This window comes from Citrobacter sp. RHB20-C16, from assembly GCF_013890155.1.
Lineage (GTDB): Bacteria > Pseudomonadota > Gammaproteobacteria > Enterobacterales > Enterobacteriaceae > Citrobacter_A > Citrobacter_A amalonaticus.
Genome location: NZ_CP057630.1, coordinates 2,343,476 through 2,369,368, shown reverse-complemented (window position 1 = coordinate 2,369,368; position 25,893 = coordinate 2,343,476). Strand labels below are relative to the sequence as shown.

The 25,893-nt window shown below is 55.1% G+C and carries 24 protein-coding genes; 19 read left to right on the top strand and 5 right to left on the bottom strand.

The window, feature by feature from the left end; genetic code table 11:
• The first annotated feature begins 293 nt into the window (after positions 1–293).
• From ydgH to folM, 3 genes are all read left to right on the top strand, one after another.
• Entirely contained in the window at positions 294–1,238 is a 945-nt protein-coding gene (gene ydgH, locus HVX64_RS11400) for a DUF1471 family protein YdgH (protein ID WP_043000768.1), read from the top strand.
• A 186-nt stretch (positions 1,239–1,424) separates the two neighbouring features.
• Positions 1,425–2,807: an amino acid permease gene (locus HVX64_RS11395; protein WP_044254619.1), complete on the top strand. Its 1,383-nt coding sequence runs from the start codon at positions 1,425–1,427 to the stop codon at positions 2,805–2,807.
• 58 nt (positions 2,808–2,865) lie between these two features.
• Positions 2,866–3,588: a dihydromonapterin reductase gene (gene folM, locus HVX64_RS11390; protein ID WP_043000770.1), complete on the top strand. Its 723-nt coding sequence runs from the start codon at positions 2,866–2,868 to the stop codon at positions 3,586–3,588.
• On the opposite strand, the gene HVX64_RS11385 is transcribed toward folM, so the two are convergent.
• The gene (locus HVX64_RS11385) at positions 3,585–3,920 is read right to left on the bottom strand and encodes a GlpM family protein (RefSeq protein WP_042319174.1); all 336 of its coding nucleotides are present in this window, start codon (positions 3,918–3,920) and stop codon (positions 3,585–3,587) included. The genes folM and HVX64_RS11385 overlap by 4 nt on opposite strands.
• A 126-nt stretch (positions 3,921–4,046) precedes the next feature.
• Between HVX64_RS11385 and rstA the strand changes: the two genes are divergently transcribed.
• The 3 genes from rstA (at position 4,047) to tus (ending at position 7,098) form a co-directional block, all read left to right on the top strand.
• Positions 4,047–4,793 (top strand): two-component system response regulator RstA, encoded by a 747-nt coding sequence (gene rstA / locus HVX64_RS11380; protein WP_043000771.1) that lies wholly within the window; start codon positions 4,047–4,049, stop codon positions 4,791–4,793.
• Positions 4,794–6,095: a two-component system sensor histidine kinase RstB gene (rstB, locus tag HVX64_RS11375; RefSeq protein WP_044254624.1), complete on the top strand. Its 1,302-nt coding sequence runs from the start codon at positions 4,794–4,796 to the stop codon at positions 6,093–6,095.
• Between the two features lie 73 nt (positions 6,096–6,168).
• Entirely contained in the window at positions 6,169–7,098 is a 930-nt protein-coding gene (gene tus, locus HVX64_RS11370; protein ID WP_044254627.1) for a DNA replication terminus site-binding protein, read from the top strand.
• Here tus and fumC read toward each other — a convergent pair.
• Together fumC and fumB are read right to left on the bottom strand one after the other, a co-directional pair.
• Complete coding sequence (gene fumC, locus HVX64_RS11365; RefSeq protein ID WP_044254630.1) at positions 7,095–8,498, bottom strand: class II fumarate hydratase; 1,404 nt, start codon at positions 8,496–8,498, stop codon at positions 7,095–7,097. The two genes, tus and fumC, sit on opposite strands and share 4 nt — an antisense overlap.
• Positions 8,499–8,639: 141 nt before the next feature.
• The gene (gene fumB, locus HVX64_RS11360) at positions 8,640–10,286 is read right to left on the bottom strand and encodes a class I fumarate hydratase (RefSeq protein WP_044254633.1); all 1,647 of its coding nucleotides are present in this window, start codon (positions 10,284–10,286) and stop codon (positions 8,640–8,642) included.
• 217 nt (positions 10,287–10,503) lie between these two features.
• Here fumB and manA point away from each other — a divergent pair, with 217 nt between their 5' ends.
• Together manA and HVX64_RS11350 are read left to right on the top strand one after the other, a co-directional pair.
• Complete coding sequence (gene manA / locus HVX64_RS11355; RefSeq protein ID WP_044254636.1) at positions 10,504–11,679, top strand: mannose-6-phosphate isomerase; 1,176 nt, start codon at positions 10,504–10,506, stop codon at positions 11,677–11,679.
• A 101-nt stretch (positions 11,680–11,780) separates the two neighbouring features.
• Positions 11,781–13,262: a YdgA family protein gene (locus HVX64_RS11350; protein ID WP_044254638.1), complete on the top strand. Its 1,482-nt coding sequence runs from the start codon at positions 11,781–11,783 to the stop codon at positions 13,260–13,262.
• 26 nt (positions 13,263–13,288) lie between these two features.
• Here the strand turns inward: HVX64_RS11350 and HVX64_RS11345 are convergent, their stop codons facing one another.
• A complete protein-coding gene (locus HVX64_RS11345) occupies positions 13,289–14,317 on the bottom strand; it encodes a Mal regulon transcriptional regulator MalI (RefSeq protein WP_043000778.1) in 1,029 nt (342 codons plus the stop codon).
• 176 nt (positions 14,318–14,493) lie between these two features.
• Between HVX64_RS11345 and malX the strand changes: the two genes are divergently transcribed.
• The 3 genes from malX to add all read left to right on the top strand — a co-directional run bounded on the left by malX (position 14,494) and on the right by add (position 18,373).
• A complete protein-coding gene (gene malX, locus HVX64_RS11340; protein WP_044254641.1) occupies positions 14,494–16,086 on the top strand; it encodes a PTS maltose transporter subunit IICB in 1,593 nt (530 codons plus the stop codon).
• Positions 16,087–16,096: 10 nt separating this feature from the next.
• Complete coding sequence (locus HVX64_RS11335) at positions 16,097–17,269, top strand: MalY/PatB family protein (RefSeq protein ID WP_044254644.1); 1,173 nt, start codon at positions 16,097–16,099, stop codon at positions 17,267–17,269.
• Positions 17,270–17,371: 102 nt separating this feature from the next.
• Entirely contained in the window at positions 17,372–18,373 is a 1,002-nt protein-coding gene (gene add, locus HVX64_RS11330; RefSeq protein ID WP_044254647.1) for an adenosine deaminase, read from the top strand.
• A 40-nt stretch (positions 18,374–18,413) separates the two neighbouring features.
• Here add and HVX64_RS11325 read toward each other — a convergent pair whose 3' ends face one another.
• A complete protein-coding gene (locus HVX64_RS11325) occupies positions 18,414–19,454 on the bottom strand; it encodes an oxidoreductase (RefSeq protein WP_043000782.1) in 1,041 nt (346 codons plus the stop codon).
• A gap of 240 nt (positions 19,455–19,694) precedes the next feature.
• On the opposite strand from HVX64_RS11325, the gene blr reads away from it, so the two are divergent.
• The 8 genes from blr (at position 19,695) to rsxG (ending at position 25,891) form a co-directional block, all read left to right on the top strand.
• A complete protein-coding gene (gene blr, locus HVX64_RS11320; protein WP_043001937.1) occupies positions 19,695–19,820 on the top strand; it encodes a division septum protein Blr in 126 nt (41 codons plus the stop codon).
• 283 nt (positions 19,821–20,103) lie between these two features.
• The gene (gene ydgT, locus HVX64_RS11315; RefSeq protein ID WP_043000783.1) at positions 20,104–20,319 is read left to right on the top strand and encodes a transcription modulator YdgT; all 216 of its coding nucleotides are present in this window, start codon (positions 20,104–20,106) and stop codon (positions 20,317–20,319) included.
• A 78-nt stretch (positions 20,320–20,397) separates the two neighbouring features.
• Positions 20,398–20,838, top strand: a complete 441-nt coding sequence (locus HVX64_RS11310) for a DUF2569 domain-containing protein (RefSeq protein WP_043000784.1) — start codon at positions 20,398–20,400, stop codon at positions 20,836–20,838.
• Positions 20,839–20,914: 76 nt separating this feature from the next.
• Complete coding sequence (gene rsxA, locus HVX64_RS11305) at positions 20,915–21,496, top strand: electron transport complex subunit RsxA (RefSeq protein WP_003029144.1); 582 nt, start codon at positions 20,915–20,917, stop codon at positions 21,494–21,496.
• On the top strand, positions 21,496–22,074 hold the full coding sequence (rsxB, locus tag HVX64_RS11300; protein ID WP_043000785.1) for an electron transport complex subunit RsxB: 579 nt from the start codon (positions 21,496–21,498) through the stop codon (positions 22,072–22,074). The genes rsxA and rsxB overlap by 1 nt, the downstream gene beginning before the upstream one ends.
• Positions 22,067–24,208, top strand: coding sequence for an electron transport complex subunit RsxC (rsxC, locus tag HVX64_RS11295; protein ID WP_044254650.1), 2,142 nt, complete (start codon positions 22,067–22,069; stop codon positions 24,206–24,208). The genes rsxB and rsxC overlap by 8 nt, the downstream gene beginning before the upstream one ends.
• Positions 24,209–25,267, top strand: a complete 1,059-nt coding sequence (rsxD, locus tag HVX64_RS11290) for an electron transport complex subunit RsxD (RefSeq protein ID WP_044254653.1) — start codon at positions 24,209–24,211, stop codon at positions 25,265–25,267.
• A gap of 3 nt (positions 25,268–25,270) precedes the next feature.
• Positions 25,271–25,891: an electron transport complex subunit RsxG gene (gene rsxG / locus HVX64_RS11285; RefSeq protein ID WP_044254656.1), complete on the top strand. Its 621-nt coding sequence runs from the start codon at positions 25,271–25,273 to the stop codon at positions 25,889–25,891.
• Positions 25,892–25,893: the final 2 nt, after the last annotated feature.

Genomic DNA, 25,893 nt, shown 5'->3' with positions numbered 1-25,893 from the left:
GGTGAAAGGCCCATAAATCGCTCATACGATGCGGCAAAACATGATTAAGCGCCACGGCAGATCAACTAATTAACATTAAATTAACTTATAAAATTCAGTACGTTCATCAGTTTTTACTGTGAAATGACCATTTTTTCGACATATCATAATTTGTTATCGACCTTGTGACCTCATCTGCTGTGTCGATTGAAAAATCACGCAGACAGTCACCGGGTTTAAATGCAATAATCAGCCACGTTTCTAGTCAATAACAATACCAGTACCTGGTTTGCGCAAGGCGAAGGATTATTTTTATGAAGCTTAAGAACACACTCCTGGCGTCCGCACTTCTTTCTGCGACGGCTTTTTCCGTAAACGCAGCAACAGAATTGACGCCGGAGCAAGCGGCAGCACTGAAACCTTACGACCGTGTCACGGTCACAGGCCGTTTTAATGCGATTGGCGATGCGGTGAAGGCCGTTAACCGCCGCGCAGATAAAGAAGGCGCCGCCTCATTTTATGTTGTCGATACATCTGATTTTGGTAACAGCGGTAACTGGCGTGTTGTTGCAGACTTCTACAAAGCCGACGCCGAGAAAGCGGAAGCCAGCAAGAACCGCGTGATCAATGGCGTGGTTGAATTGCCAAAATCAGAAGCCGTCATGCTGGAACCGTATGATACCGTTACGGTACAGGGTTTCTACCGCAGCCAGCCGGAAGTGAATGATGCCATCACCAAAGCGGCAAAAGAAAAAGACGCTTACGCCTTCTACATCGTGCGTCAGATCGATGCGAACCAGGGCGGTAACCAGCGCATTACAGCTTTTATCTATAAAAAAGATGCGAAGAAACGCGTGGTGCAGAGCCCTGACGCGATCCCGGCGGATTCCGATGCCGGTCGCGCAGCGTTAGCTGCTGGTGGAGAAGCGGCGAAAAACGTCGAAATTCCTGGCGTTGCAACTACCGCGTCGCCGAGTTCTGAAGTTGGACGTTTCTTCGAAACGCAATCCACGAAAGGTGGGCGTTACACTGTCACTCTTCCGGATGGCACCAAAGTTGAAGAGCTGAACAAAGCCACGGCGGCCATGATGGTGCCGTTCGACAGCATCAAGTTCACCGGCAACTACAGCAGCATGACTGAAGTCTCTTACCAGGTTGCCAAGCGTGCAGCGAAGCAAGGGGCTAAGTATTACCACATTACCCGCCAGTGGCAGGAACGTGGTAACAACATGACCATCAGCGCCGATCTGTATAAATAAGGCTCTCCGGTCATAAAATAAGGCGGCTTTATGCCGCCTTTCGCTTTATCAGGCACAAATTTTCCTCTGATCATTGCATGCAGTCTCTTCTCTCCGTAAAATCCCGCGCCTTAGTGGCTTTCACCATTTTTATGCGCTTTGCCACAATAATTATTCTCCATCGATCGTTTGTACCACGGGATAACCATGGAAAAGAAACTGGGACTGAGCGCTCTCACCGCGCTGGTTTTAAGCTCAATGCTTGGCGCAGGTGTTTTCAGTCTGCCGCAGAATATGGCCGCTGTCGCCAGCCCGTCGGCGTTACTTATTGGCTGGGCGATTACCGGGGCCGGGATATTGCTGCTGGCGTTTGCCATGCTAATCCTGACCCGTATCCGTCCCGAACTGGATGGCGGCATCTTCACCTATGCCCGCGAAGGTTTCGGTGAGCTGATCGGGTTCTGCTCGGCCTGGGGCTACTGGCTGTGCGCGGTGATTGCCAACGTCTCCTATCTGGTCATTGTCTTCTCTGCTCTCAGTTTCTTCACCGATACGCCGGAGTGGCGTCTGTTTGGCGACGGCAATACCTGGCAGGCGATCGTCGGTGCGTCGATTCTGCTGTGGGTGGTGCATTTTCTGGTGCTGCGCGGCGTACAAACGGCGGCCAGCATCAACCTGGTGGCAACGCTGGCGAAATTGCTGCCGCTCGGTCTGTTTATCCTGCTGGCCTTTATGGCGTTTAAGCTTGAGGTTTTCAGCCTCGACTTTACCGGCCTCGCGCTGGGTGTCCCGGTCTGGGAACAGGTTAAGAACACGATGCTCATCACGCTGTGGGTATTCATCGGTGTGGAAGGCGCGGTCGTCGTCTCGGCGCGGGCGCGTAACAAACATGATGTCGGTCGCGCCACGCTGTTAGCGGTGCTCTCTGCGCTTGCCGTTTATCTGCTGGTCACTCTGCTCTCGCTTGGCGTAGTTGCCCGCCCGGAACTGGCGGAGATCCGTAACCCGTCAATGGCAGGTCTGATGGTCAAAATGATGGGGCCGTGGGGTGAGATTATCATTGCGGCGGGTCTGATTGTCTCCGTTTGTGGAGCCTATCTGAGCTGGACGATTATGGCGGCGGAAGTCCCGTTCCTTGCCTCAACGCATAAAGCCTTCCCGCGGATTTTCGCCCGTCAAAATGCGCAAGGCGCGCCATCGGCTTCACTGTGGCTCACCAACCTCTGCGTTCAGGTCTGTCTGGTGCTGATCTGGCTAACCGGTTCGGATTACAACACGCTGCTGACCATCGCCTCAGAGATGATTCTGGTCCCCTATTTCCTCGTCGGCGCCTTCCTGCTGAAAATCGCCCCCCGTCCGCTTCATCAGGCGGTAGGTGTCGGTGCATGCATTTATGGCTTATGGTTATTGTATGCTTCCGGGCCGATGCACCTGCTGCTCTCCGTGGTGCTTTATGCTCCGGGTCTGCTGGTGTTCCTGTATGCTCGTAAGACGCATACGCATGATAACGTTTTGAACCGACAGGAAATGGTTCTGATTGGTCTGTTGCTGGTTGCCGCCGTACCGGCGACCTGGCTGCTGGTGGGGTAAACGCATCCCATCGTTTGACGCTAATAGCCTGATTCGCAGGCGCATAAGGAGTTTTTCGATGGGAACCCAACACCCTCTGCCCATTTTAGTGACCGGTGGTGGCCGCCGTATCGGCCTCGCCATTGCCTGGCACTTTATCAACCAGAAACAGCCGGTGATCGTCAGTTACCGTACGCATTATCCGGCGATTGACGGGCTGACCAAAGCGGGCGCCCTGTGCATTCAGGCTGATTTCTCCACCAATGAAGGCATTCTTACCTTCGCCGATACGGTAAAAGAACGCGCCAGCGGTCTGCGCGCCATCGTCCACAATGCCAGCGCATGGATGGCAGAGAAGCCGGGAACACCGCTCTCTGATGTCCTGGCCTGTATGATGCAAATCCACGTCAATGCCCCCTATCTGCTTAACCATGCGCTCGAAGGCATGCTACGCGGGCATGGTCACGCCGCCGCTGACATCATTCACTTTACCGACTACGTTGTGGAGAAAGGCAGTGACAAGCATATCGCTTATGCCGCCAGTAAAGCGGCGCTGGATAATATGACCCGTTCATTTGCCCGCAAGCTCGCGCCAGAGGTGAAGGTCAACGCCATTGCCCCTTCGCTGATCCTGTTTAACGAGGGGGATGACGCCGAGTACCGCCAGCAGGCGCTAAACAAATCGCTGATGAAAACGGCTCCGGGGGAAAAGGAGGTGATCGATTTAATCGATTATCTGCTAACCAGTTGTTTTGTGACGGGTCGTAGCTTCGCCGTAGACGGTGGCCGTCATCTGCGTTAGTGCAGTTTGACCCAGCAAAAGATCAGCAGCCAGGCGCTCAGGCACCAGCAGATCACTGCCCCGCCCAGCGCCACTGGCAGCTTCAGAAAACCGGTGAAATACCACAGCGAAACGAGATAGACAAAATAGGGAATAATCGACCACATGCTGAAGACAATGGTCGTTCTTAGCGCGTCAATGCCCCGCTCGCTGGCCACGATATAATGGGCAATCAGCGCGAATGTCGGGAACAGCGGGATGAGTCCTGCGATGTAGTAATTCTTCGTTTTTGCCAGCAACCCAATCAACACCACCACCAGCGCACCCAGCGCGGCTTTAATCACGAGTCCCATTACCTTGCCTTTACACATCAATAACATCAGCAACCAGCATAACGGAAGCATCACCGTTTAGGAAAGATTAATGGAAGGTAACGCCCCGGCGGTGTATGTTGACGTTTTTGATCGGCAATCAAGACGATGAACACGATTGTATTTGTTGAAGACGATCCTGAGGTCGGCGCGCTCATTGCGGCCTATCTGGCTAAACACGATTTCGATGTGATTGTCGAGCCGCGTGGCGATCTGGCTGAAGCGCGGATCCTCCAGGTTCAGCCGGACCTGGTATTGCTGGATATTATGCTCCCCGGTAAAGACGGCATGACTCTCTGTCGTGACCTGCAAGGGCAATGGCAGGGCCCGATCGTCCTCCTCACTTCGCTGGACAGCGACATGAACCACATCCTGGCACTGGAAATGGGCGCCTGCGATTACATTCTGAAGACCACGCCGCCAGCGGTCTTGCTGGCCCGTCTGCGGCTGCATCTGCGACAGAGCGATCAGTCAGGCCATAGCAAAGGGATTCAGCCTGCCGCCGTCACGCCGCATAAAACGCTGCGCTTTGGTTCCCTGACTATCGACCCCATCAACCGTGTCGTTTTGCTCAGTGGTGAACAGGTTATACTTTCCACCGCGGATTTCGAGCTGCTATGGGAACTCGCCACGCACGCCGGTCAGATTATGGACCGCGATGCGCTGCTGAAAAATCTGCGCGGTGTAAGCTACGACGGCATGGATCGCAGCGTCGATGTCGCCATTTCGCGTCTGCGTAAGAAACTGCTCGATAATGCGGCTGAGCCCTATCGTATTAAAACGGTACGCAATAAAGGCTATCTGTTTGCCCCGCACGCCTGGGATGATGTGCCATCACGGCATTCGGGGATGTAAATGAAGAAACTGTTCGTGCAGTTTTATCTCCTGCTGTTTGTCTGCTTTCTGGTGATGACACTGCTGGTCGGGCTGGTGTATAAATTCACCGCAGAGCGGGCTGGCAGGCAGTCGCTCGATGACCTGATGAAAAGCTCGCTGTATCTGATGCGCAGCGAGTTACGCGAGATCCCGCCGCGCGACTGGGGTAAAACGCTCAAAGAGATGGACCTCAATCTCTCTTTTGACCTGCGCGTTGAGCCACTGACAAAATTCACGCTGGATGATCAGAGTATGCAGCGTCTGCGTGAAGGCGACATCATTGCACTCGACGATCAGTACACCTTCATTCAGCGCATTCCGCGCAGTCATTACGTGCTGGCCGTGGGTCCCGTACCCTATCTCTATTTTCTCCATCAGATGCGCCTGCTGGATATCGCGCTGATGGCGTTTATCGCCATCTCATTGGCCTTTCCGGTGTTTATCTGGATGCGTCCACACTGGCAGGAAATGCTGCGACTGGAAGCCGCCGCCCAGCGGTTCGGTAAAGGTCATCTCAGTGAACGACTGCATTTTGACAGCGGCTCCAGTTTTGAACGGCTGGGCATTGCTTTTAATCAGATGGCGGACAATATCAATGCGTTGATTGCCAGTAAAAAACAGCTGATCGACGGGATTGCCCATGAATTGCGCACCCCGCTGGTTCGCCTGCGCTACCGACTGGAGATGAGTGAAAATCTCACGGAACAAGAATCTCTGGCACTCAATCGCGATATCGGACAGCTCGAAGCCTTAATTGAGGAGCTGTTAACTTACGCCCGCCTCGACAGACCGCAGAATGAACTGCATCTTAGCGAGCCGGATCTCCCGGCCTGGCTCACAGCGCATATTGATGATGTGCAAAGCGTGAATCCTGATCGGACATTGCAGGTTCCGCATCTCGCCCGGGGCAACTACGGTGCGCTGGATATGCGACTGATGGAGCGCGTGCTGGATAATCTGCTGAACAACGCGCTGCGCTACTGCCAGTCCACGGTGCAGATAAGCCTGCAGCTCAGCGATCGTTTCGCCACGCTGACCGTCGACGATGACGGGCCGGGCATTGCCCCGGAAGCCAGGGAGACTGTTTTTGAGCCTTTTGTCCGTCTGGATCCGAGTCGGGACCGCGCCACCGGCGGGTGCGGTCTGGGTCTGGCGATTGTCTATTCCATCGCCCAGGCGATGGGTGGCACGGTGAGCTGCGGGGAAAGTGAACTGGGTGGTGCTCGCTTCAGCTTTTGTTGGCCGATCTGGCACACACTTCCGGAATTAACCGCTGGCTGACGCTATTCGCACGGTAGTCGCAGGTGAGATAACGTGCTATACATTGAGTATGTTGTAACTAATGAGGTGCGCAATGGCCCGTTACGATCTTGTCGACAGACTGAACACCACATTTCGCCAGATGGAGCAGACGCTGGCTGAACTAACGCAAGCGCTCGGAGAACATCATCTGATGATTGCCCGTGTCTTTTCGCTGCCGGAGGTGACCAAAGAGGCCGAGCACGCCCCGCTGGATACCATTGCGGTGAAGCAGCATCTGGGTAAAGAGGCCGAAGCGTTGGCGCTGGCGCACTATCGCCACCTGTTTATTCAGCAGCAGTCCGAAACCCGTAGCAGTAAAGCGGCGGTGCGTCTGCCGGGCGTGCTGTGCTATCAGGTGGGTAGTGCCAGCCAGGCGGCGCTGGAAAATCAGGTACAGCGCATCAATCAGTTGAAAACCACTTTTGAGCATATTGTCACCGTGGAGTCCGGTTTGCCGTCTGCGGCGCGCTTTGAATGGGTCCATCGCCATCTGCCGGGGCTGATTACGCTCAATGCCTATCGGACGCTGACGGTGATAAACGATCCGGCGACGTTGCGTTTTGGCTGGGCGAATAAACATATCATCAAGAATTTGCAACGCGATGAGGTACTGGCGCAACTGGAAAAGAGTCTGAATACGCCGCGCAGCGTACATCCCTGGACCCGCGAGGAGTGGCAGGCAAAACTGGAGCGTGAATATCAGGATATCGCCGCCCTGCCACAACAGGCAAAACTCAAAATTAAGCGTCCGGTCAAAGTCCAGCCCATTGCCCGGGTCTGGTACAAAGGCGAGCAAAAGCAGGTACAGCATGCCTGCCCTACGCCGCTTATCGCGTTGATCAATATGGAAAACGGCGCAGGTATGCCGGATATTGGCGAGCTACTGAACTACGATGCCGAAAACATACAGCATCGCTTTAAACCGCAGGCACAGCCGCTGCGTATGATAATTCCGCGGCTGCACCTCTATGTGGCGGATTAACGACCTGGTTTCATACTGCCGACCATCTGCTCTGGCCGCACCCAGTTGTCAAACTCCACTTCGGTGAGATAGCCCAGCGCCAGAGCCGCAGCTTTCAGCGTCAGCCCCTCTTTATGTGCTTTCTTGGCGATTTCCGCCGCGTTGTCGTAGCCGATATGGGTATTCAACGCGGTGACAAGCATCAGTGATTCATTGAGCAACTGATTAATCCGCTCACGATTGGGTTCGATACCGACCGCACAATGTTCGTTGAAACTTTCCATACCGTCCGCCAGCAGACGCACCGATTGCAGGAAGTTGTGGATCACCATCGGACGGAAGACGTTCAGTTCGAAGTTACCTGATGCGCCGCCGATGTTAATCGCCACATCGTTCCCCATCACCTGACAACACAGCATCGTCAGCGCCTCACACTGGGTTGGGTTAACCTTGCCCGGCATGATCGAGCTGCCCGGTTCATTTTCCGGGATGGCGATTTCGCCAATGCCACAGCGTGGCCCCGACGCCAGCCAACGCACATCGTTGGCGATTTTCATTAGCGACGCCGCCAGCCCTTTCAGCGCGCCGTGAGCATGAACCAGCGCATCACAGGTCGCCAGCGCTTCGAACTTGTTCGGCGCGGTGATAAAGGGAGCCTGGGTGATGGCCGCCAGTTCGTCGGCGACGCGACGGGCATATTCCGGATGCGTATTCAGCCCGGTGCCGACCGCTGTGCCGCCCAACGCCAGTTCCGCCACGTGCGGCAGACTGTTTTCAATGTGCCGCAGGTTATGTTCTAACATCGCCACCCAGCCAGAAATCTCCTGTCCCAGCGTCAGCGGCGTGGCGTCCTGGAGATGAGTACGGCCAATTTTGACAATATCGGCGAAAGCGTCTGATTTCTCGTTCAGCGTCTTCATCAACACCTGCAACTGCGGAACCAGATGATTGCGCAACGCCAGCAGCGCAGCCACATGCATTGCCGTCGGGAAGACGTCGTTCGAACTCTGGCTCTTGTTGACGTCATCATTTGGATGGACTTTGCGCTCCATGCCGCGAACGCCGCCCAACAACTCACTGGCCCGGTTTGCCAGCACTTCGTTCATATTCATGTTGCTTTGCGTACCCGACCCGGTCTGCCAGATAGCCAGAGGGAATTCTTCCGCGTGTTTATCTGCCAGCACCTCATCCGCGGCCTGCATAATGGCGGCAGCTTTGTCGGCGGCCAGCAACCCTAAATCGTCGTTAACCTTTGCCGCTGCGCGCTTGGTGAGCGCCAGCGCGTGGATCAGCGAGACGGGCATTTTCTCGGTGGAGATCCGAAAATGCTCAAGTGAACGTTGGGTTTGTGCCCCCCACAGTTTATCTGCCGGGACATCAATCGCGCCCATCGAATCTTTCTCGCTGCGTACCGTTACCATGACCTGCTCCTTAGATAATGAATTGATTAGGTTATGTTCGACATTGCCCACATGCTTGCGGTCTTATGAGTATCAACGATGACAGCACCACCGTTTGGTGGTTTGTGCGATAAAAAAAACCGCCCCGAAGGGCGGCTGACGTTACTTAACGCAGCGTGCGCACTGCGACGTCTGAATCTGCTGGAAGAAGTCGTTTCCTTTATCGTCAACGAGAATAAAGGCCGGGAAATCTTCGACTTCGATTTTCCAGATCGCTTCCATTCCCAGTTCCGGATACTCCACGCACTCCAGGCTCTTGATGCTGCCCTGCGCCAGTACGGCCGCCGGACCACCAATGCTGCCGAGGTAGAATCCGCCGTGTTTTTGACAGGCGTCAGTCACCTGCTGACTGCGGTTACCCTTCGCCAGCATGATCATACTCCCGCCCTGCGACTGAAGCTGATCAACATACGAATCCATACGCCCGGCGGTGGTCGGACCGAGTGAACCGGAGGCATAGCCTTCTGGCGTCTTCGCCGGACCGGCGTAGTAAATCGGGTGATCTTTTACATACTGCGGCAGCCCTTCGCCATTATCCATCCGCTCTTTTAATTTAGCGTGCGCGATATCACGAGCAACAATGATCGTGCCGTTCAGGGAAAGACGGGTCGACACCGGGTATTGCGACAGCTGTTCGAGGATCGCTTTCATTGGACGATTCAGGTCAACGCGAACCGCTTCCCCTTCGCCCGCTTTACGCAGTTCTTCAGGAATGTATTTACCCGGATTGTGCTCCAGCTTCTCGATCCAGATGCCTTTACGGTTGATCTTCGCTTTGATGTTGCGATCTGCCGAGCAGGAGACGCCCATCCCGACCGGACAGGATGCGCCATGGCGCGGCAGACGGATCACGCGAATATCGTGGGCAAAGTATTTGCCGCCAAACTGCGCGCCTAAACCAAGGTTTTGCGCCTCCGTCAGCAGTTCATTTTCCAGCTCGACGTCACGGAACGCCTGACCATGTTCATTCCCTTCGGTCGGCAGTTCGTCATAGTATTTCGCCGACGCCAGCTTCACGGTTTTCAGGTTCGCCTCTGCCGACGTCCCACCGATCACAAAGGCGATGTGGTATGGCGGACATGCTGCAGTTCCCAGCGTCCGCATCTTCTCAACCAGGTAGTTTTTCAGTTTGCCCGGCGTGAGCAACGCTTTGGTTTCCTGATAGAGATAAGTCTTGTTCGCGGAGCCGCCGCCCTTCGCGATGCAAAGGAATTTGTATTCATCGCCATCGACGCTGTAGAGGTCAATCTGCGCTGGCAGGTTGGTGCCGGTGTTCACCTCTTTATACATATCCAGCGCGGCGTTTTGCGAGTAGCGCAGGTTATCTTCGATGTAGGTGTTGTATACCCCACGCGCCAGCGCCGCCTCATCACCACCACCGGTCCAGACGCGCTGGCCTTTTTTGCCGACAATAATCGCCGTGCCGGTATCCTGGCAGGTTGGCAAAATACCCTTCGCCGCGATGTCAGAGTTACGCAGGAACTGCAGCGCCACATATTTGTCGTTTTCGCTGGCGTCCGGGTCGCGCAGAATATCAGCAACCTGTTGTTGGTGTGCGGGGCGCAGCATAAATGAGGCGTCATGGAAGGCCTGGCGCGCGAGCAGTGTTAACGCTTCCGGATCGACTTTAAGGATCTCTTGTCCTTCAAATTCGGCGACGGAGACGTATTCACTGGTCAGCAGGGTGTATTCGGTATCATCCTTTTTAAGGGGAAAAGGATCCTGATAATGAAAGGGTTTGTTTGACATTGTTCTCTCACTTACTGCTCGGTCTGATTTTCTTAGGCTTCAGGGCAGATGTTCCATTGCCCTCGTTAAAAGCGAGTTACACTATCCTACACAATTTTTTAACAAAAACTGAGACAAGTACGACTTTTTGCGCCCACAGGTTACTTCCCACAGGTTTCTTGCTTTAATAGTCGAATTAAGTTCCCACTGATTTCCAACTTGCAACAGGGCATTGAACATGCAAAAACTCATCAACTCCGTGCAGAACTACGCCTGGGGAAGTAAAACGGCGCTGACGGAACTCTATGGTCTGGCGAATCCGCAGCAGTTACCTATGGCAGAGCTGTGGATGGGCGCCCACCCGAAAAGCAGTTCGAAAATTGAAGATGCCAACGGTCAGGTCGTCTCGCTGCGTGATGTGATTGACGGCAATCAATCCGCGCTGCTGGGTGATGCCGTGGCAGAGCGCTTCGGCGAATTGCCGTTCCTGTTCAAAGTGCTGTGCGCCGCGCAGCCGCTGTCCATCCAGGTGCATCCGAACAAGCGCAATTCTGAAATTGGCTTCGCTAAAGAGAACGCCGCCGGTATCCCGATGGATGCCGCAGAGCGCAACTACAAAGATCCCAATCACAAGCCGGAGCTGGTCTTCGCGCTGACCCCGTTCCTTGCCATGAACGCGTTTCGCGAGTTCTCTGAAATCGTTTCGCTGCTGCAACCGGTGGCTGGCGCACACACTGCCATCGCTCATTTTCTCGAACAGCCCAACGCCGAGCGGCTGAGCCAGTTGTTTGCCGCTCTGTTAAGTATGCAGGGTGAGGAGAAATCCCGTGCGCTGGCAATTCTGAAAGCGGCGCTGGAAACCCAGCAAGGCGAGCCGTGGCAGACCATCCGTCTTATCGCGGAGTTTTACCCGGACGACAGCGGCCTCTTCTCACCTCTGCTACTGAACGTGGTGAAGCTGAACCCGGGTGAAGCGATGTTCCTGTTCGCCGAAACGCCGCATGCCTATCTGCAAGGTGTGGCGCTGGAAGTGATGGCCAACTCCGATAACGTGCTGCGCGCGGGTCTGACGCCGAAATACATCGACATTCCGGAACTGGTTGCCAATGTGAAGTTTGAAGCAAAACCGGCGAACCAGTTGTTGACCACGCCGGTGAAACATGGCGCGGAACTTGATTTCCCGATCCCGGTTAATGATTTCGCGTTCTCCCTGCACGACCTGTCTGCGCAAGAAACCGCGATTGACCAGCAAAGCGCCGCGATACTCTTCTGCGTTGAGGGCGAAGCTATCCTACGCAAAGGCGAGCAGCGCCTGGTGCTGAAACCGGGAGAATCGGCATTTATCAGCGCCGAAGAGTCGCCGGTGAGCGTCAGCGGCGTGGGCCGTGTGGCGCGGGTTTACAACAAACTCTAGCAACTTACTGAATTTTGTAGTTACTCTTGCTAAGCTTGTAATCGGCTTATGACTTTGCCAGGCGGTCTCTACCGCCTGGTTTCATTTTATGGATAAACAATATGAAAAAATCGCTGGTAGCTGCAGGTGTGATTGTCGCACTCGGCGTCGTCTGGACGGGCGGTGCGTGGTACACAGGTAAAAAGCTGGAAACCCATCTTGCTGAGATGGTCGACCAGGCCAATGCGCAGATTAAACTCACCGCGCCGGAAGCAAACGTGGAACTCGCTTATCAGAACTATCAGCGTGGCATCTTCAGCAGCCAGTTACAGTTGGTGCTCAAGCCGGTGGCCGGAAAAGAAAATCCCTGGCTGAAAGCTGGCCAAAGCGTGGTGCTTGACGAATCCGTCGATCACGGCCCCTTCCCGTTCGCGCAACTGAAAACCTTTAATCTTCTGCCGTCGATGGCCTCGGTGAAGACGACCCTGGTCAACAATGACGTCAGCAAACCGCTCTTTGAGATGGCGAAAGGTGAAACGCCTTTTGAGATCAATTCGCGAATCAGCTACAGCGGCGATACCCGTTCCGCAATGTCGCTGAAACCGCTGAACTACGAAAAAGGGGCGGAGAAAGTCGCCTTCAGCGGCGGCGAATTTATTTTCAATGCCGATAAAGAAGGCAACGTGGTTTCCCTTTCCGGTGAAGCGAAGAGCGGTCTGGTCGATGCGGTGAACGAGTACGATCAAAAGGTCCAGCTCTCCTTTAACGACCTGAAAACAGAAGGTTCCAGCACGCTTGCCAGCTTTGGTGAGCGCGTCGGCGATCAGAAAGTCACGATTGGGAAAATGGCCCTCGCCGTTGAAGGCAAAGAGATGGCGCTGCTGGAAGGCATGGAGATCAGTGGGAAGACCGATCTCGTGGATGACGGTAAAACCATCAACAGCCAACTGGATTACACCCTGAACAGCCTCAAGGTTCAGAATCAGGATCTGGGAAGCGGCAAGCTGACGCTGAAAGTCGGTCAGATTGACGGCGCGGCATGGCATCAGTTTAGCCAGCAGTATAATGCCCAGACCCAGGCGCTGTTATCGCAGCCGGACGTGGCGGACAACCCGGAACTGTATCAGCAGAAAGTGACCGAAGCTTTCTTTGGTGCCCTGCCGCTGTTGATGAAAGGCGAACCGGTCATTACCATTGCGCCGTTGAGCTGGAAAAATGCCAAAGGCGAAACGGCGCTGAATTTGTCCCTGTTCCTGAAGGATCCGGCCACCGCGCAAGGTGAACCGCAAACGCTGGCCGACGAAGTCGACCGCTCGGTGAAATCGCTCGACGGTAAGCTGTCGATTCCGGTGGATATGGCCGTTGAGTTTATGACTCAGGTCGCCCGTCTGGAAGGTTATCAGCAGGATGAAGCCGCTAAACTTGCCAACCAGCAGGTGAAAGGCCTGGCCGCGATGGGACAGATGTTCCGCATTACCACCCTTGAAGACAACACCATTGGCACCAGCCTGCAGTACGCGAATGGTCAGGTGACCTTAAACGGGAAGAAGATGCCGCTGGAGGAGTTTGTCGGAATGTTCGGCATGGTGCTGCCCCAGCCGTAATCACCAGAACCCCTCTGCGGAGGGGTTTATTCTTGCACCACCAGTCGCGCAGATAGCGTCTGACTGCGGGTGTGACTTTCCTCACGCGCAATGCGTTGCAGGATGCGTTCCGCCAGACTGTAGCCCATTTCCCGCGCCGGCATTGTCGCCCAGACAATTGGCAGATCGTCCAGCGCGTTTTCCGCCACATCGGCAAAGGCGCCTAATGAAACCTGCTGCTCAAAGTAGCGATCAACCCCCACTTCACCGCTCTGCCGTCCCGCCCGCATCAGGCCAAACCATGCGCCCATCGCAATCGTTTCGTTGTAGCACACCACGGCGCTGATGGTCGGATTGCGTCGTAGTAACGCGCCGATGGCCTCGGCGGCCTGCTTCTGGCTGGATGCGCATTCCATGACCCAGTCGCTGTGAAACGGTAAACCGTATTTCAGCAGTGTCGCACAGTAGCCGCCGACGCGTTCCGCACGCGTTAATGATGAACTCTGCCCACCCAACCATGCGATGCGCTGATGACCGTGACGAATCAGATGCTCCGTCAACAATTGCGCGGCCTGCATATTGTCCGGACGCACGGTATCTACGTCGTCCAGATAACTGGCTCGCGAGGCGAAAACCACCGGAATGCCCTTTTCTTCCGCCATCAGGCGCAGGTCATCGCTGCTGCCCGCCGCCCCGGCGATCACCACGCCGTCAACGCCCTGATTCAAGAGCATGGCAAAACGCTGCGCCAGTTGTTCACCATCCTGACCACCATGCAACAAAAACGCCATCCGGCCCTGTGCTTCCAGTGCTTCCGTTAATCCCGCCGTCAGTTCAGCATAAAACGGAGCCGACAGATCGCGGACAATCAATCCAATCACTCCGCTCTGGCCCCCCCGTAACACCGAAGCCTGACGGTTACGCACAAAACCGAGTTGTTCTATCGCCGCATTCACCCGTTCGCCGGTGGCGGTTGAAATACGACCTTTGCCGCTGAGTACCAGTGAAACCGTGCTGACGGAGACGCCCGCCGCCAGTGCAACATCGTGGATAGTGATTTTTTTGGCTATGGCCATAAAAACGCCAGACTCCCTGATAATGTGACAGATAAAACGTTTTATCTATTACCTCTATTTATACGCGTTAATATCGTCTGATAATGTGATTTTCACCGCACTAAAAAGTGATAAAACGTTTTATCTTCTTGATCAAATTTTCTCATTACCGATGGATTTGCACAAGGAGTCGTTAGATGACGGCGAAAACAACACCAAAAATTACGCTGTGGGAATTTTTCCAGCAGTTAGGGAAAACGTTTATGCTGCCCGTGGCGCTGCTTTCGTTTTGCGGGATTATGCTGGGGATTGGCAGTTCGCTAAGCAGCCACGATGTGATCACCCTGCTTCCGGCACTGGGTAATCCGGTGCTACAGGCCATCTTTACCTGGATGAGCAAAGTTGGCTCCTTTGCCTTCAGTTTCCTGCCGGTGATGTTCTGTATTGCGATTCCGCTCGGGCTGGCGCGCGAAAACAAAGGCGTGGCGGCGTTTGCCGGTTTTGTCGGTTACGCGGTAATGAACCTCGCCGTTAACTTCTGGCTGACAGCAAAGGGTATTCTGCCGACCACCGATGCGGCGGTCCTGAAAGCCAACAACATCCAGAATATCCTCGGTATTCAGTCAATTGACACCGGGATCCTCGGTGCGGTAATCGCCGGTATTATCGTGTGGATGCTGCACGAGCGTTTTCATAACATTCGTTTGCCGGATGCGCTGGCCTTCTTCGGCGGCACCCGCTTTGTCCCAATCGTCTCCTCAGTGGTGATGGGACTGGTTGGTCTGGTGATCCCGTTAGTGTGGCCGGTTTTCGCGATGGGGATCAGCGGTCTGGGTCATATGATTAACAGTGCGGGCGACTTTGGTCCGATGCTGTTTGGTACGGGCGAACGCCTGCTGTTGCCGTTTGGTTTGCATCACATTCTGGTGGCGTTAATTCGTTTTACCGACGCCGGGGGCACCCAGGAAGTGTGCGGTCATACGGTGAGCGGCGCGCTGACCATTTTCCAGGCGCAACTGAGTTGCCCAACCACGCAGGGCTTCTCAGAAAGCGCCACCCGCTTCCTGTCACAGGGTAAAATGCCGGCATTTCTCGGCGGCTTGCCAGGTGCGGCGTTAGCGATGTACCACTGCGCGCGTCCTGAAAATCGTCACAAGATCAAAGGGCTGCTGATCTCGGGTCTGATTGCCTGCGTCGTTGGCGGCACCACGGAACCACTGGAATTCCTGTTCCTGTTTGTCGCTCCGGTGCTGTATGTCATTCACGCATTGCTGACTGGTCTGGGCTTTACCATGATGTCGGTTCTGGGTGTGACTATCGGTAATACTGACGGCAATATCATTGACTTTGTGGTGTTTGGGATCCTCCACGGACTGTCCACCAAATGGTATCTGGTACCGGTCGTCGCGGCAGTCTGGTTCGTGGTGTACTATGCTATCTTCCGCTTCGCTATCACTCGCTTTAACCTCAAAACACCGGGTCGTGACAGTGAGATTGCCAGCTCGATCGAAAAAGCCGTTGCCGGTACGCCGGGAAAATCAGGTTATAACGTACCTGCTATTCTGGCTGCGCTGGGCGGTGCGGATAACATCGTTAGTCTGGATAACTGCATTACCCGGCTGCGTCTTTCTGTTAAGGATATGTCGCAGGTTGATGTGCAGGCGCTGAAGGACAATCGAGCCATCGGTGTCGTGCAGTTGAATCAACATAACCTGCAGGTGGTGATTGGCCCGCAGGTCCAGTCGGTTAAAGATGAAATGGCCGGTCTGATGAACACCGTTCAGGCATAAGGACACGCACATGTTTGATTTTTCACAGGTTGTTGACCGTCACGGTACATGGTGCACGCAATGGGATTACGTAGCCGATCGCTTCGGCACTGCCGACCTGCTGCCGTTTACTATCTCTGATATGGATTTCGCGACGGCTCCCTGCATCCTGGAGGCGCTGAATCAGCGCCTCGCTCACGGTGTGCTGGGCTACAGTCGCTGGAAGAATGAGGCGTTTCTCGGCGCGATTGCCCACTGGTTTGCCCGGCGCCACAATACGCGTATCGATACCGGATCGCTGGTGTATGGCCCTTCAGTGATCTATATGGTGTCACAGCTCATCCGCCAGTGGTCTTCTGTCGGTGACGGCGTGGTGCTCCATACCCCTGCCTATGACGCGTTCTATAAGGCTATCGAAGGCAATCAGCGCCATGTTGTTCCGGTGGCACTGGAACAGCGCAATGGCCACTGGCATTGCGATATAGAGAAACTGGATGCGGCGCTGGCGCGCCCGGAAAGTAAAATTTTGCTGCTATGCAGTCCGCATAACCCGACCGGTAAAGTCTGGACGCGCGAGGAACTGGAAGCGATGGCGGAACGCTGCCAGCGTCACGGCGTGCGGGTCATATCTGATGAAATTCATATGGATATGGTCTGGGGCGAACAGCCGCACATCCCCTGGAGCAATGTGGCGCGTGACAATTGGGCGCTGTTTACCTCTGGCTCCAAAAGCTTCAATATTCCGGCGTTGACCGGCGCTTACGGGATGATTGAAGACGCTGACAGTCGTGATACGTATCTCAACGCGTTGAAAGGTCGCGACGGTCTGTCCTCTCCCGCCGTGCTGGCACTGACTGCCCATATCGCGGCCTATGAACAGGGTGAGCCGTGGCTGGACGCGCTACGGGCGTATCTCCGGGACAATCTACGCTACATTGCAGATACGCTGAACGACGCTTTTCCTGAACTTAACTGGCCGGTGCCGCAGTCGACCTATCTCGCGTGGATCGATCTGCGGATATTAAACGTTGATGATAATGCATTGCAGAATGCGCTGATTCAGCAGGAAAAAATCGCCATCATGCCCGGCTTTACTTACGGTGATGAAGGACGCGGTTTTGTACGACTGAATGCCGGTTGTCCACGTTCAAAACTCGAAAAAGGCGTGAACGGATTAATTAACGCGATCCGATCGGTACGCTGACCCCGGTTGCGCAATGGAATTAATCATTGCGCAACATAGCTTTTCTCCTGCTTTTGTTTTTATAATAGCGCGCACTTTTATATACGAATAATGAGTGCGACCATGATTGATAATTCCCTGCCGTTAACTGACATTCATCGCCACCTTGATGGTAACATCCGGGCACAAACCATTCTGGATCTTGGCCGCCAGTTCAATTTGCCCCTCCCCGCACAAACCCTTGAAACGCTGATCCCTCATGTACAGGTCACGGCCACTGAACCGGATCTCGTTAGCTTTCTGTCGAAACTGGACTGGGGCGTGAAGGTCTTAGCGTCCCTCGACGCCTGTCGCCGCGTCGCGTTTGAAAATATCGAAGACGCCGCCCGCAATGGCCTGCACTATGTAGAACTGCGTTTTTCTCCGGGCTACATGGCAATGACACATCAGCTACCGGTTGCTGGCGTGGTGGAAGCGGTCATCGCTGGCGTACATGAAGGCTGTAAAACCTTTGGCGTGCAGGCGCAACTGATCGGCATCATGAGCCGGACCTTCGGCGAGGCCTCGTGTCTACAGGAGCTGGAAGCACTGCTGGCGCACCGCGATCGGATCACCGCGCTTGACCTTGCCGGTGATGAACTGGGCTTCCCCGGCAGCCTGTTCCTGTCCCATTTCAACCGCGCGCGTGACGCAGGCTGGCACATTACGGTGCACGCCGGAGAAGCTGCCGGTCCGGAAAGCATCTGGCAGGCCATTCGCGAACTGGGTGCGGAACGCATCGGCCACGGCGTGAAAGCGGTTGAGGATCCGGCGCTGATGGATTTCCTCGCGGAACAACGGATTGGCATCGAATCCTGTCTGACGTCGAATATTCAGACCAGCACCGTGGCATCATTGTCCACGCATCCGCTGAAAACGTTCCTCGAGCATGGCGTCCTCGCCAGCCTGAATACTGACGATCCGGCGGTTCAGGGAGTGGATATCATTCACGAATATACCGTTGCGGCACCGGCAGCAGGACTGAGCCGTGAGCAGATTCGTCAGGCACAGATTAACGGACTGGAAATCGCCTTTCTGAACGCGGCGGAAAAACAGGCGCTGCGAGAAAAAGTGGCGGCGGCATAGCGAAAAGAGGCCCGATGTGATTCATCGGGCCTTTCAGACATCAGGCAAGGCATAACGTCGAACGATGTTTCGCCGACTCAATTCCCAGCTCAATCAGTTCCATAATCTGGATAGCCTGGCTCGCCGGTACCGGGTTCTCTCCGTGACCATTCAACGCATCGCGGATCCCGGCATAGTACGCCGGATAATTCCCCGGCACGGTCAGCCAGGTCTCTTCCACCCGTGTTTCGCCTTCAACGCGTGTGACGATGCCATCACGCATATCGTAGCCCCAGTCTTCTTGCGGCAGGCGCTCGCCATTTTTCAGACGCTCTTCCTGCGGATCCAGACCGTACTTCACATAGCTGCCGCGCGAACCATGCACGATGTAACGCGCCGACTCCGCTGCCGCCAGCATCGTACCGTGTAAGATCACCCGACGCTGCGGGTAGGAAAGCGTGGCATGGAAGTAGTCCGTTGACTGTGCCCCCGGGCGCAACTGGGCCAAATCTACCGTCATGCTGACAGGCAGACCGAACAGATTGATCGCCTGATCAAGCAGATGCGGTGCCAGATCGTACCAGATACCGCTTCCCGGTCCCCCTTGCTCACGCCAGCGATCCCGTACCTGCGGACGAAAGCGGTCGAAATGCGATTCAAAATAGGCGACCTCACCCAAAACGCCTTCCGCCAGCATCGCTTTCAGGGTCAAAAAGTCACTGTCCCAACGACGATTGTGGAAAACAGAGAGCACCCGTCCCAGACTGCGTGCCAGCGCATCCAGTTCGCGCGCTTGTGACAGTGTCACGGTGAAAGGTTTATCAACCACCACATGTTTACCCGCTTCCAGCGCCGCTTTGGCCAGCGGGAAATGGGTATCGTTTGGTGTGGGTATGACGATCAGATCAATATTAGGGTCGTTAAACAGATGCTTCGGCTCAGAGACAACGGCCACGGAAGGCCAGTCCGCCTTCACTTTCGCTGCATCGCTACTGGAAACGACGGCCAGTTCCAGTCCCGGCGTGCCATCAATCAGGGGGGCATGGAACGTTTTACTGGCGTATCCGTAGCCAATCAGTCCTACACGGATGTTGTCACTCATATATATGCCTCTCGTTTCAGTCTGTGACTATTTCACACTATCCATGAACCACTCACAATAGTTTAATAACCCTGAGGCTATAAAGGTCGTTATTTAACTTAAGTCAAATAAATGTCACTTTCGGGCAGTTTGTCGGTATAAAGTCGCTGAAATCGTTCCCGAAACACTTGCCGGGATAATTATTGCTAAGTAACATCTGCTGCCGGTATTTAAGGATAAATCAAGCAAATGTCGTCAGTCATCAATCGTCTTATTGAATTAACAGGTTGGGTGGTTCTTGCGGTGTCCGTGGTCCTCCTTGGCGTTGCCAATCATATCGATAATTATCAGCCTCCCGAACCGACTGCCGCTGTTCAGCAGAAATAGCGCACCAGGCGGCGTATGTCGCCTGGAAAGTCGGTTTTCCCGAATTATTTGCAGAAAAAGCCGAAAAATTATCTGAAAAAGCGAATTGTGCGGCCTCCCATGCCGGCGCTTGTTGCCAGTGATGGCGAAGCGCGTTACCCTTCGCTCTGGTGTCGTCTGGCACTGCAAACATCATTTAAGAAAATACTTTTTCGGCCTTTACCTGCCGGTTCCTTTCACCGGGACAGGTTTATTTTACCTTCACCACTCGTGGCTTTATTTTTATATATAGGGATCCCTGTTTATGACTGTTCAGGATTATTTATTAAAATTTCGCAAAATTAGCTCGCTCGAAAGCCTGGAAAAGCTGTTTGACCACCTGCACTACACCCTGACCGACGATCATGACATTATCAATATGTATCGCGCGGCCGATCATCGCCGCGCAGAACTGGTCTCCGGCGGTCGCCTTTTTGATGTTGGTCAGGTACCGAAATCCGTCTGGCACTACGTGCAATAAGAAAGTAGCGCTTGCCGGTAAAAGCTTTATAATAATTGCCCCAAAAACAACGGTACGTCTGGCAATTCCGGAGATTTTATGACCACAACACCGGCACAGCGCATTGGCGGTTGGTTACTGGGCCCGCTGGCCTGGCTTTTAGTCGCCTTGCTGAGTGCGTCGCTGGCCTTGTTCCTGTATGCTACGGCGCTCGCCTCGCCCAAAACGTTAGCGATGCTGGCGGAGCAAAGTACCGGCAACCTGCTGTTGTGGGGCGTCTCTTTTCTCACCGCGATTGCCATGTGGTATTACACCCTGTGGTTGACGATTGCGTTCTTTAAGCGCAGACGCAGTGTGCCGAAGCACTATATTATCTGGCTGCTGGTCTCCGTCTTACTGGCGGTCAAGGCTTTTGCCTTTTCACCGGTGCCCGACGCCTTAGCTGTGCGTCAGTTACTCTTCCCATTGCTGGCGGCAGCACTGTTAGTGCCCTATTTCAAGCGTTCCTCGCGTGTGAAAACGACCTTTGTGAACCCGTAATAACCTTACAGTTAACCTGTTGTCGCCTGCTGTAGATTGTCAGATAATAGGCGGCTTTTTTATTTCAGGCCGAAAAATGACTGATTACCTGCTGCTGTTTGTCGGAACTGTACTGGTCAATAACTTTGTACTGGTTAAGTTTCTGGGGCTTTGTCCTTTTATGGGCGTTTCCAAAAAGCTGGAAACCGCGATGGGGATGGGGCTTGCGACCACGTTTGTGATGACGCTGGCCTCAATCTGCGCCTGGCTGATTGACACCTGGATCCTGATCCCGCTCAATCTCATTTATCTGCGCACGCTGGCCTTTATTCTGGTTATCGCGGTCGTGGTGCAATTTACTGAAATGGTGGTGCGCAAAACCAGCCCGGCGCTCTATCGCCTGCTGGGGATTTTCTTACCGCTGATCACCACCAACTGCGCGGTTCTCGGTGTCGCGCTGCTGAATATCAATCTCGGCCATAACTTTTTACAGTCGGCGCTGTACGGTTTTTCCGCCGCCGTCGGCTTCTCGCTGGTGATGGTGCTGTTTGCGGCGATTCGCGAGCGTCTCGCCGTTGCAGATGTCCCGGCACCGTTTCGCGGTAACGCCATTGCGCTGATTACTGCCGGGTTAATGTCTCTGGCCTTTATGGGCTTTAGTGGTTTGGTGAAGTTGTAATGAATGCTATCTGGATTGCCGTTGCCGCCGTGAGCCTGCTGGGCCTGGTGTTCGGCGCTATCCTGGGTTACGCCTCCCGTCGTTATGCGGTGGAGGATGATCCTGTCGTTGAAAAAATCGATGAGATTCTGCCGCAGAGCCAGTGTGGGCAATGCGGCTATCCCGGCTGTCGCCCCTATGCGGAAGCGATTGGCAGTCAGGGTGAAAAAATTAACCGCTGTGCGCCTGGCGGCGAAGCAGTGATGTTAAAAATCGCTGAACTGCTGAACGTGGATCCCCAGCCGATTGATGGCGATGAACAGGATGTGGCGCCGGTCCGCATGCTGGCGATGATTGATGAAGCCAACTGTATCGGCTGCACCAAGTGTATTCAGGCCTGCCCGGTGGACGCCATTATTGGCGCAACGCGTGCCATGCACACGGTGATGAGTGATTTGTGCACGGGCTGCAATCTGTGCGTGGATCCCTGCCCGACTCACTGCATTGAACTGCGTCCGGTCGCCGAAACACCTGACAGCTGGAAGTGGGATTTGAACACGATCCCCGTGCGTAATATCCCCGTGGAACAACATGCTTAAGTTATTCTCTGCTTTCAGAAAAGATAAGATCTGGGATTTCAACGGCGGTATCCATCCGCCGGAAATGAAAACCCAGTCAAACGGCACGCCGCTGCGTCAGGTTCCCCTCGCGCAGCGCTTTGTTATGCCGCTCAAACAACATATCGGTGCCGAAGGTGAACTGTGCGTCGCCGAAGGGCAACACGTATTGCGCGGACAAGCGCTGACCCGTGGATGGGGAAGAATGCTCCCGGTTCATGCGCCCACTTCCGGGACGGTGGTCGCCATTGCGCCCCACTCAACGGCGCATCCTTCGGCATTAGCTGAACTTAGCGTGATCATCGACGCCGACGGCGAAGACCGCTGGATTGAACGCGAAGGTTGGCAGGATTACCGTTCGCAGAGCCGCGAAGCCCTAATCGAACGTATTCACCAGTTCGGCGTCGCTGGACTGGGCGGTGCCGGCTTTCCAACCGGCAATAAATTAAAGGGTGGCGGCGACAAAATTGAAACGCTGATCATCAACGCGGCGGAATGTGAACCCTATATCACTGCCGACGATCGGCTGATGCAGGATTGTGCGGCGCAGGTTGTCGAGGGTATCCGCATCCTGGCGCATATTCTGCAACCTCGTGAAGTCCTCATCGGTATCGAAGATAACAAACCGCAGGCCATCTCAATGCTGCGTGCGGTGCTGGCCGACGCGCGGGATATCTCACTGCGTGTCATCCCGACGAAATATCCGTCGGGCGGCGCAAAACAGCTGACCCAAATCCTGACCGGGAAGCAGGTTCCGCACGGCGGTCGTTCTTCCGACATCGGCGTACTGATGCAAAACGTCGGTACGGCGTATGCGGTAAAACGCGCGATCGTCGATGGAGAACCGATTACTGAACGGGTTGTGACCCTCACCGGTGAAGCGGTCAGTCGTCCAGGCAACGTCTGGGCGAGGCTGGGTACACCAGTGAAACATCTGTTAAATGATGCCGGTTTCTGCCCTTCTGCCGATCAGATGGTGATTATGGGCGGCCCGCTGATGGGCTTCACCCTACCGTGGCTCGATGTGCCGGTCGTAAAGATCACCAACTGTTTGCTGGCACCGTCAGCGACAGAGATGGGTGAACCACAGGAAGAGAAAGGCTGCATTCGCTGTAGCGCCTGCGCCGACGCCTGCCCGGCAGATCTTCTGCCCCAGCAGCTTTACTGGTTCAGTAAAGGGCAACAGCATGACAAAGCCACGGCGCATAACATTGCCGACTGCATTGAATGCGGTGCCTGTGCCTGGGTTTGCCCGAGCAATATTCCGTTGGTGCAATATTTCCGTCAGGAGAAAGCCGAGCTTTACGCAATAAGCCAGGAAGAGAAACGCGCGGCGGAGGCTAAAGCGCGCTTTGAAGCGCGTCAGGCTCGCCTGGAGCGAGAGAAAGCGGCGCGTCTGGAACGTCACAAGAAAGCCGCCGTGCGGCCTGCGGCAAAAGATCAGGATGCCATTGCCGCCGCCCTGGCTCGCGTCAAAGAGAAACAGGCGCAAGCGACTCAACCGGTGATGATCAAAGCCGGTGAAAAACCGGACAATAGTGCGGTGATAGCCGCTCGCGAAGCGCGCAAAGCGCTGGCACGAGCAAAACAGGCCGGGAACGTCACCGCAGTGGATGCCGATCCGCGTAAAGCCGCCGTTGAGGCCGCGATCGCCCGCGCGAAGGCGCGCAAGCAAGAACAACAAGCCAGCAGCCAACCTGCCGCACCAACTGAACCGGTGGATCCGCGCAAAGCCGCCGTTGAGGCCGCTATCGCCCGTGCGAAGGCGCGCAACCAAGCTCAGCAGGCCAGCAGCCAACCTGCCGCACCGGCTGAACCGGTGGATCCGCGCAAAGCCGCCGTTGAGGCCGCTATCGCCCGCGCGAAGGCGCGCAAACAGGCTCAGCAGGCCAGCAGCGAACCTGCCGCACCGGCTGAACCGGTGGATCCGCGCAAAGCCGCCGTCGAGGCCGCTATTGCCCGTGCGAAGGCACGCAAACAGGCGCAGTTGGCCAGCGACGAACCAGCTGCCCCCTCCCTGGAACCGGTCGACCCACGCAAAGTGGCCATTGCCGCTGCAATAGCGCGCGCAAAAGCTAAAAAAGACGCTCAGCAGCAGGTTGTTAACGAGGAATAAATGATATTCAGAATCGCAAGTTCTCCCTACACGCATAATCAGCGTCAAACCTCGCGCATTATGCTGCTGGTCTTACTGGCTGCGGTGCCAGGCATCGCCGTGCAATGGTGGTTTTTCGGCTGGGGGACGCTGTTCCAGATCGTACTCGCCTGCGCCAGTGCGCTGCTGGCGGAGGCCGCCGTACTCAGATTGCGTAAACAGCCGGTAGTGGCGATTTTAAAAGATAACTCCGCGCTGCTGACCGGTCTGCTGCTGGCCGTCAGTATTCCTCCCCTCGCCCCCTGGTGGATGGTGATCCTCGGTACGGTATTCGCGGTGATCATTGCCAAGCAATTGTATGGTGGTCTGGGACAAAACCCGTTCAACCCGGCGATGATTGGTTATGTGGTGCTGCTAATCTCCTTCCCGGTGCAGATGACCAGTTGGTTGCCCCCGCAGGATATTGCCGCCAGCGCGCCGGGACTGGTCGATGCGCTGCAGGTCATCTTTACCGGGCATACCGCCAGCGGCGGTGATATGAATACGTTGCGTATGGGGATTGACGGGGTAAGCCAGGCCACGCCGCTGGATACGTTCAAAACCTCTCTGCATGCAGGTCATTCTGTTGAGCAGATCATGCAGTACCCCATTTACAACGGTATGTTTGCCGGTGCGGGCTGGCAGTGGGTCAACCTGGCCTGGCTGGCTGGCGGTGTTTTTCTGCTACAGCAAAAAGCTATTCGCTGGCATATTCCGGTAAGCTTCCTGCTCTCATTGGGCGTCTGTGCGACGCTGGGCTGGCTGTTTGTCCCCGAGTCGCTGGCTTCCCCGCAAATTCATCTGCTCAGTGGGGCAACGATGCTTGGCGCATTCTTCATTCTGACGGATCCGGTGACGGCCTCGACGACCAATCGCGGTCGTCTGGTGTTTGGCGCACTGGCGGGCCTGCTGGTGTGGTTAATCCGTAGCTTCGGCGGCTATCCGGATGGCGTGGCCTTTGCCGTACTGTTAGCCAATATTACGGTGCCGCTGATTGACTACTACACGCGCCCGCGCGTGTACGGACACCGCAAAGGATAATCCATGCTGAAAACGATTCGTAAACATGGCATCACCCTGGCGCTGTTTGCCGCTGGCTCGACCGGACTCACCGCCGCCATCAACCAGTTGACCAAAACCACCATTGATGAACAGGCAGCCATTCAGCAAAAGGCGCTGTTTGATCAGGTCTTGCCTGCCGATCGCTATAATAACCGTTTGCAGGATCGCTGCGTCGTGGTCAGCGCCCCTGAGCTGGGCAAAGGCGAGCATCGCGTTTATATCGCTGAGCAGGACGGGACTCCCGTGGCGGCGGTACTTGAGGCGACGGCACCGGATGGTTATTCCGGTGCCATCCAGTTGTTGGTCGGCGCCGATTTCAGCGGTACGATTTTAGGCACTCGCGTGACGGAACACCATGAAACGCCGGGTCTGGGCGATAAAATAGAACGGCGTCTGTCTGACTGGATCACCGGTTTCAGCGGAAAAAAAATCCAGAGTGATAACGACAGCCACTGGGCCGTGAAAAAAGACGGCGGGGATTTTGACCAGTTTACCGGGGCGACGATTACGCCACGTGCGGTGGTCAATGCCGTCAAGCGTGCCGGACTGTATGCCCGAACACTGCCGGCACAACTTCCTCAACTTCCGGCCTGCGGAGAATAAAT

Coding starts and splice junctions, on each gene's coding strand:
- ydgH (WP_043000768.1), top strand. CDS start 294: ATGAAGCTTAAGAACACACTCCTGGCGTCCGCACTTCTTTCTGCGACG.
- HVX64_RS11395 (WP_044254619.1), top strand. CDS start 1,425: ATGGAAAAGAAACTGGGACTGAGCGCTCTCACCGCGCTGGTTTTAAGC.
- folM (WP_043000770.1), top strand. CDS start 2,866: ATGGGAACCCAACACCCTCTGCCCATTTTAGTGACCGGTGGTGGCCGC.
- HVX64_RS11385 (WP_042319174.1), bottom strand. CDS start 3,920: ATGGGACTCGTGATTAAAGCCGCGCTGGGTGCGCTGGTGGTGGTGTTG.
- rstA (WP_043000771.1), top strand. CDS start 4,047: ATGAACACGATTGTATTTGTTGAAGACGATCCTGAGGTCGGCGCGCTC.
- rstB (WP_044254624.1), top strand. CDS start 4,794: ATGAAGAAACTGTTCGTGCAGTTTTATCTCCTGCTGTTTGTCTGCTTT.
- tus (WP_044254627.1), top strand. CDS start 6,169: ATGGCCCGTTACGATCTTGTCGACAGACTGAACACCACATTTCGCCAG.
- fumC (WP_044254630.1), bottom strand. CDS start 8,498: ATGGTAACGGTACGCAGCGAGAAAGATTCGATGGGCGCGATTGATGTC.
- fumB (WP_044254633.1), bottom strand. CDS start 10,286: ATGTCAAACAAACCCTTTCATTATCAGGATCCTTTTCCCCTTAAAAAG.
- manA (WP_044254636.1), top strand. CDS start 10,504: ATGCAAAAACTCATCAACTCCGTGCAGAACTACGCCTGGGGAAGTAAA.
- HVX64_RS11350 (WP_044254638.1), top strand. CDS start 11,781: ATGAAAAAATCGCTGGTAGCTGCAGGTGTGATTGTCGCACTCGGCGTC.
- HVX64_RS11345 (WP_043000778.1), bottom strand. CDS start 14,317: ATGGCCATAGCCAAAAAAATCACTATCCACGATGTTGCACTGGCGGCG.
- malX (WP_044254641.1), top strand. CDS start 14,494: ATGACGGCGAAAACAACACCAAAAATTACGCTGTGGGAATTTTTCCAG.
- HVX64_RS11335 (WP_044254644.1), top strand. CDS start 16,097: ATGTTTGATTTTTCACAGGTTGTTGACCGTCACGGTACATGGTGCACG.
- add (WP_044254647.1), top strand. CDS start 17,372: ATGATTGATAATTCCCTGCCGTTAACTGACATTCATCGCCACCTTGAT.
- HVX64_RS11325 (WP_043000782.1), bottom strand. CDS start 19,454: ATGAGTGACAACATCCGTGTAGGACTGATTGGCTACGGATACGCCAGT.
- ydgT (WP_043000783.1), top strand. CDS start 20,104: ATGACTGTTCAGGATTATTTATTAAAATTTCGCAAAATTAGCTCGCTC.
- HVX64_RS11310 (WP_043000784.1), top strand. CDS start 20,398: ATGACCACAACACCGGCACAGCGCATTGGCGGTTGGTTACTGGGCCCG.
- rsxA (WP_003029144.1), top strand. CDS start 20,915: ATGACTGATTACCTGCTGCTGTTTGTCGGAACTGTACTGGTCAATAAC.
- rsxB (WP_043000785.1), top strand. CDS start 21,496: ATGAATGCTATCTGGATTGCCGTTGCCGCCGTGAGCCTGCTGGGCCTG.
- rsxC (WP_044254650.1), top strand. CDS start 22,067: ATGCTTAAGTTATTCTCTGCTTTCAGAAAAGATAAGATCTGGGATTTC.
- rsxD (WP_044254653.1), top strand. CDS start 24,209: ATGATATTCAGAATCGCAAGTTCTCCCTACACGCATAATCAGCGTCAA.
- rsxG (WP_044254656.1), top strand. CDS start 25,271: ATGCTGAAAACGATTCGTAAACATGGCATCACCCTGGCGCTGTTTGCC.